A 6,421-nucleotide genomic window follows, 5' to 3' on the forward strand; every position below is an offset into this window, starting at 1 on the left:
GAGTTAACTGGCTCCCGCGCCGAACTCCGCCCCGAGATATGATTGGTTTAGATGACTGCTCCCGTTTCCCGGCTTAAGCCGCTCGAAATTTCTGCGCGCCTTATTTTTGTGCGTCATGGCCAAACGGACTGGAACGCCGAAGGACGGATGCAGGGACAGAAGGAAATCCCTTTGAACGCGACCGGTCGGGAGCAGGCCTGTTCGAACGGCAGGCGTTTAAAGGACTTTTTTGAAAAAAACGGGCTCACTGCCAGCATGTTCCGGTTTGTTGCCTCACCAATGGACCGTACCCGCAGAACCATGGAGCTGCTGCGTGAAAACATGGGTCTTGATCCGCAGGCCTATACCACCGAACCGCGTCTCAAGGAGCTAACTTTCGGCGCGTGGGAGGGTTTCACGATCCCCGAGTTGGCAGAGCAAACGCCGGAGCTGGTCGAGCAGCGGCGCATTGACAAATGGGCTTTTGTGCCCCCCGGCGGCGGCGAAAGCTACGAAATGCTCGCCAAACGGATCGGGGGATGGTTGGAGAGTTTTGAAGAACAGAGTGTTGTGGTGGCTCACGGTGGCGTTTTCCGTGTGCTCCGCGGTCACTTGGAAGGTCTTGCAACCTCGGATATTCCGAAGCTTGATGTCCCTCAAGACCGGGTTTTTGTCTGGTATCACAGCCAGATGGAGTGGGTTTAGCCACGCTGTACACATGGATGTTATCAGTGCGCGATGCATCATAGATGCAGAAATATGCGTATTCTAGTCGTGTAGCTTGGGAACAACGATCAGATGTCCGACCAGTTTTATCGCGATCTTGAAAGCTTTTCCGATCTGGCCCGGTTGGGCGATTTTGAGGGTTTCCGGAGCGTGCCGGATGATTGGCTGGTCCTGGCCGCTGATATTGTCCGGTCCCGGGAGGCTGTCGCAGAAGGGCGCTACAAAGATGTCAACCTAATCGGTGCCGCGGTCATTTCGGCGGTCTTGAACAAGCTTGGTCGCGATGACATTCCTTTCGTTTTCGGCGGGGACGGTGCCCTTTTGGTTGTTCCGGCCAAACATTTGGAACCCAGCCGCGAAGCGCTGCGGGGAGTTGCTTTGCTAGCCCGCGATGCCGCACAGCTCGATCTACGGATCGCTATTATCCCGGTGGCCGATCTGCGTGCACGCGGCACGGACATAAAGCTGCGGAAGTTCGAACTGTCTCCTGGCAACTATCTTGCCATGGCAATTGGGGATGGTCTTGAGCTATCCGAGAAGATCCTCAAGGATGAGCAGGCGTGTTCTCCCTACCGGCTCAACTTGGAGGGCGCGGACCTTCCCAGCCTCGATGGATTGTCGTGCCGTTGGGAGCCGCTGCCTTCCAAGTATGGCAAGATGGTCACATTGATCTTGAAACCTAAAGGCGGTCATCAGCTTAACTCCATCATCGAAGGCATGACCGACGCAATCGGGTTCAATCCTTTGTCGGAAGGGCAATCCGCCCAGTTGGTGACACCTGAAAATCTGCGTTTCAAGTTCCTGCCGAGCGGGTTCCGGAGGGAAGTGCGACTTATCGGGCCAACCATCGGCAAGGTTGGTTTCGCAGTCAGAACGGTTTTGGAATGCGTTGCTTTTGTATGGGGATATGTGACCGGATTTCGGGTTGGGCCATTCCGGCCAAAACAGTATCTAGCGGAAATCAGCCGCAACACTGATCATCGCAAATTCGATGATGCTCTCCGGCTTGTGTTGGATTTGACGCATGAGCAAACAAATGCGTTGGAGCAATATTTGCAGAATGCCTATTCAAGTGGCTTGTTGACCTACGGACTGAAGGTGTCGAAATCTGCGCTGATGACGTGCTTCGTGACAGATATGGGCAATAGCCAGCACATTCATTTCATAGATGGAGAAGACGGAGGCTTTTCCGAGGCTGCAACCGATTTTCACAGACGGCTGCAAACCCAAGCACGTGCCAAAGACTGCTTAAACACTGGCTGAGGCCGCCAAGGGGTGGGGCGGGGTTTCGGTGCGGGCGGCCCGCTCGGCAATCTGCTTGAAAAGATCAGCCTCCGGGACAGCCTTTGAAACAAGAAAACCCTGGATTACATCACATCCATGATCCGCCAGCCATGTGCGCTCGGCCTCTGTCTCGACGCCCTCGGCCAAGGTGGATATATCCAGACTGCGCGCGAGCTGGATCAAAGCGCGGGTGAATTTCTGGAGCTCAGGGTCGGAATCGACGCCGCGCACAAAGCTCCTGTCAATCTTCACCCGGTCGACTTTCAGGTCCCGAAGGCTGGTGATGCTTGAGTGCCCAGTGCCGAAGTCATCCAGCTCGATGAAAAATCCAAGTTCTGACAGCTTGGCGATGTTGGCCTTGATCGGTGTTGCCGCAAACTCATCGATCATAACTGCCTCGAGGATTTCGATACTGACGCAGTCGGGCTTGAGCCCTGCTGCCTCAACCTCTTCCAGGAGCAGAGCGACACAGTCTTCGTCAATAAGCACCGAGGCGGTGACATTTAGTCCGACATGAAAAGGAATTGGGCAGTTTTCTCTAAGGCGCGCCGTCATGGCAAGCGCCTGTTTGCGTACGCACCTGTCAACCCTTTCCATATAGCCTGCTTCTTCTGCTGCAGGCAAAAAAGCGCCGGGGTAGCGGACACCGTTTTCTGCATCGACCCAGCGCACCAGAGCTTCCGCTCCAACGACAGTGTCGGATTTTGCGCATATTTGAGGCTGGAACCACGCAAGGATGTGGCCGCTGTTCATTGCCTCAAGCAGATCTTTTGCAATTTCAGTGTTTTTTTCAAACTGGGCACGCATGTTTGGATGGAATTGGCATACCGACAGTGTGTTGCGCTGTTTAACGGATCGCAGCGCGAGTGTTGCGTCCATGATCAGCTGTTCTGTGGCTTGCTGACGAACGGTGCCGATCGCGTAGCCGATGCAGCTTTCCAAGCTTATGTCGAACCCGTCAACATTTCGTTCTCGCGCTAAATGTTGAACGATTTTCTCGCCCAGTTCGTGAAAGCTCTTCTGGTCGGTGACATTTCTTCGCAAAATTGCAAATTCGGTTCCCCCGGTGCGGACGATGAAATCGTCCGTATCCCCAAACACGGCAAGGTCTTCTGCGATGCTGCGCAAAACAGAATCCCCAACCTCGTCTCCGTAACGATTGTTGATTGCTTTAAAGCGCCGAATGTCGAGAAGCATGAGGGCCGGGAAGCCTTCAGGCTCGGTTCCAGCTTCCACTTCCAGGGCAGACATCAATCCGCGCCGGTTTGGCAAGCCGGTTAGCGGGTCATGATAGCCCAGTTTGTCGAATTCTTTTTGCGTACGTTCCGCGACTGCGCGGCTCAGGACAATAGCCAAGCCAAATGCGGCCGCGATAACGAGCAGCCCGACGGTTCCGGCAAGGACAACACCAAGCGAGGTTGCGGACCGGCGTTCTTCGAGTTCCGCCGTTAGGTAGGCAACCGAGCCCGCCCACAAATCCATGGTGGCATTCGCGAGCTCTGGCCATGCGTCCAGCACGGGACCAGCCTCGATATCTTGGCCGGTTTGTGCTGCGCTGGTTGACATGAGCAAGCGAGATCCGGCGTTTTGATAAATACCGTTCGACGCGCGGTAGTTGTCCGATAGCATTCGCAAGTCTGCAGTGCCGGCCTCCGGGAGCATTCCAATAGTCATGTTGGTGACGCGTGTGACGGTATCGGCCGAGACCTTGAATTGGCCACCTTGCACTGGGATTGCCATCTTATCCCAGAGATTGAGTTCAGGTTTTTCAGCCAAGCGGAGACCACCGTGCACCATCGCACTCGATTCGATAATGACGGTCGGCAGGGTGTCACTGATCAAATACGCAAGCTCGGACGCCTGGGGACTTATAACCGACGAGATTTTGGCGCTTTGAAATAGAAGCCTAATTGCGCTGCGTGCACCGCGAAGCGCTCCATGCACAGTCTCCGCGTCGCGAAAGACAGTCAAGCTGAGCTGGTATTCAACCGCTTCTTCTTCGCTCATTTGCAGCGCGGGCCGTATTTCGGGGGGGGCGAGGTCCGACAGCGGATCATCTTGCAGCATGCGGGCGCGAATGGCGCTTTCCAGTCCGCTTGCTGCATTCAGCGCCGAGAGACCGGCGTCTAGAGCACGAACTTCGTTGAGTGAATTCTTCACCCAAAGACCTGCAAAGAGAAGGCTTGGTGCCAGCAGAAACACGACTATGCCGGATAACCATTGCCTAATGTTCACGGACACACCTTCTGTACTTCACTGACACGCTGACAATGGGGTCTGATACTTAAATTTTTCCAAAGATAACGATCCGTAGCTCCGTAAACGGCAGGGCTCGGTAAATTGTGATCAGAGATAAGGCCGGAAAAAACCTTATGTGACTGTTTTCGTGTTTTTGCTCCCATGCTTGTGAAGCCTGTCTTGTGCTTTACAAGCCGTAGCCATTGCCGTCGCCTCCCATCTTGAGCTTTTCCTTGTGATGCCGTATCGCTGGCACCGTCTTTTTTGCGCAGCCGAGGCCTCAACCCGGCCGGATCTGCGGACGTCATCCCGAATGAAAGAAAGTTATGTCGCACAACAGTTTCGGTCATATGTTCCGTGTCACCACGTGGGGAGAAAGCCACGGACCTGCGATCGGATGTGTTGTTGATGGCTGCCCGCCGTTGCTGCCGCTGACCGAAACAGACATTCAAGTCTTCATGGAAAAGCGCAAGCCGGGCCAATCCCGGTTTACGACACAGCGCCGCGAGCCCGATGAGGTTAAAATCCTTTCTGGTGTGATGGTTGATGAAGATGGCGTTCAAAAAACGACTGGGACACCGATCTCTTTGATGGTCGAGAATACAGATCAACGATCGAAGGATTACTCTGAAATCAAAGATCGCTTTCGGCCGGGCCACGCAGATTTTACCTATGACGCGAAATACGGCATTAGGGATTACCGCGGCGGCGGGAGATCCTCTGCCCGCGAAACGGCCATGCGTGTCGCTGCCGGCGCTGTTGCTCGTAAAGTCCTAGATGGCGTTACGATCCGGGCAGCGCTTGTTCAGGTCGGTCCTCATGAAATCGACCGCTCCAACTGGGACTGGAACCAGGTCGATCAGAACCCATTTTTTGCCCCGGACGAAAAAGCCGCTGCGTACTGGGCTGATTATCTCGACAGGGTGCGCAAGGCCGGCTCTTCTGTTGGCGCGGTGATCGAGGTTGTTGCGGAAGGTGTACCCGTTGGCCTCGGTGCGCCGATCTATGGCAAGCTCGACACCGACTTGTCTGCGGCGATGATGTCAATCAACGCAGTCAAGGGCGTTGAAATCGGCAACGGCTTTGAAGCTGCACGTTTGAGCGGCGAAGAAAATGCGGACGAGATTCGCATCGGTGAGGATGGAAAACCCGTATTCTTGACCAACAATGCAGGCGGTGTTCTAGGCGGTATTTCTAATGGTGACCCGCTTGTCGTGCGCTTCGCGGTCAAACCGACGTCGTCCATTTTGACTGAGCGCAAGTCTATTACGCGGACTGGCGAAGAAATCGATGTAATGACCAAGGGCCGGCATGATCCTTGTGTCGGCATACGGGCTGTGCCGGTTGGAGAAGCAATGATGGCATGCGTGCTTGCAGATCACTTCATTCGGCATCGTGCCCAAATCGGATAAGCCCTGTGTCGATCGATTTGTCAGACGTGATGCCGCGTTTTCACGAAATCCCGTGACCAACGCGACTATGGACATCACCGTTGGAGGCTCTCCCACTAACTTTACTGTCCCGGGCGCTGGCTAACGCAGAGCGTGATGAATGAGGTGACGCCGGATGCCGAGTTGGACGAACGGATCAACGCTGGCTGGCCGGCGTATGAAGAAGCGCTTAAAGCAAACAACGACGACTACGCTGCGCACATGTATCCCGGCGCGAACCATGGTTTTCACAATGACACTACGCCGCGCTTCGATGCCAAAGCCGCAGCTTTTGCCGAAAAACGCACCATTGCGTTTTTCAAACAGCATCTGAGCTGAATGCCGAACGCGCCCAGCCAAGCCGCAGCCAGGGGTAGTGTCAAATATTTTTCGCACTTTTGTTTTCAGGCGACGGCTCCGTGGGTTTGGTGTTGCTCCTGGTAGAGCGGTGCCATGTTCATGTATTTTCGGGCGGACCATTTGCCGGCCGCGATATGTCTGAGTCTTGCCGCGGCCAGGTTCAGGCATGATTGACCATCCGGGAACGCCCCGACAACTCGCGTTCGCCGCCGGATCTCTTTCATTATCCGCTCCAGAGGATTGTTCGTCCTGATCTTGCGCCAATGGCTGTCCGGAAAGCCGTAGTAGGTCAGCGTCTCGTCGATGCTCTCTTCAATGAGATCGGCAGCTCGTGTCAGACGTTGTGCCCGCAGGTCTGCGATAACAGCGTCAGCCTTTTCCTGTGCTGCCCTGCGGTTCTCTTG

General features: G+C 55.0%; 5 protein-coding genes and 1 pseudogene. 4 read left to right on the forward strand and 2 right to left on the reverse strand.

What is annotated here, in order from left to right:
• Nucleotides 1-51 precede the first annotated feature (51 nt).
• On the forward strand, nt 52-684 hold the full coding sequence (locus JM93_RS11050) for a histidine phosphatase family protein (protein WP_145343254.1): 633 nt from the start codon (nt 52-54) through the stop codon (nt 682-684).
• A gap of 93 nt (nt 685-777) precedes the next feature.
• Nucleotides 778-1,968, forward strand: coding sequence for a DUF3095 family protein (locus tag JM93_RS11055; protein WP_145343256.1), 1,191 nt, complete (start codon nt 778-780; stop codon nt 1,966-1,968).
• Here the strand turns inward: JM93_RS11055 and JM93_RS11060 are convergent.
• Entirely contained in the window at nt 1,954-4,224 is a 2,271-nt protein-coding gene (locus JM93_RS11060; RefSeq protein ID WP_145343258.1) for a putative bifunctional diguanylate cyclase/phosphodiesterase, read from the reverse strand. The genes JM93_RS11055 and JM93_RS11060 overlap by 15 nt on opposite strands.
• Nucleotides 4,225-4,553: 329 nt before the next feature.
• On the opposite strand from JM93_RS11060, the gene aroC reads away from it, so the two are divergent.
• Both aroC and JM93_RS11070 read left to right on the forward strand, forming a co-directional pair.
• On the forward strand, nt 4,554-5,639 hold the full coding sequence (gene aroC, locus JM93_RS11065) for a chorismate synthase (protein WP_145343260.1): 1,086 nt from the start codon (nt 4,554-4,556) through the stop codon (nt 5,637-5,639).
• 156 nt (nt 5,640-5,795) lie between these two features.
• Nucleotides 5,796-5,996, forward strand: a pseudogene (locus tag JM93_RS11070) (dienelactone hydrolase family protein); the annotation flags it as partial.
• 65 nt (nt 5,997-6,061) lie between these two features.
• Here the strand turns inward: JM93_RS11070 and JM93_RS11075 are convergent.
• On the reverse strand, nt 6,062-6,421 hold a 360-nt coding region (locus JM93_RS11075), incomplete at its 5' end, for a transposase (RefSeq protein ID WP_208995097.1).

It is taken from the genome of Roseibium hamelinense (assembly GCF_007830545.1).
GTDB classification, from domain to species: domain Bacteria; phylum Pseudomonadota; class Alphaproteobacteria; order Rhizobiales; family Stappiaceae; genus Roseibium; species Roseibium hamelinense.

Excerpts from the sequence above, each read along its gene's own strand:
- JM93_RS11055 (WP_145343256.1), top strand. The coding sequence starts at position 778 with ATGTCCGACCAGTTTTATCGCGATCTTGAAAGCTTTTCCGATCTGGCC.
- JM93_RS11050 (WP_145343254.1), top strand. The coding sequence starts at position 52 with ATGACTGCTCCCGTTTCCCGGCTTAAGCCGCTCGAAATTTCTGCGCGC.
- aroC (WP_145343260.1), top strand. The coding sequence starts at position 4,554 with ATGTCGCACAACAGTTTCGGTCATATGTTCCGTGTCACCACGTGGGGA.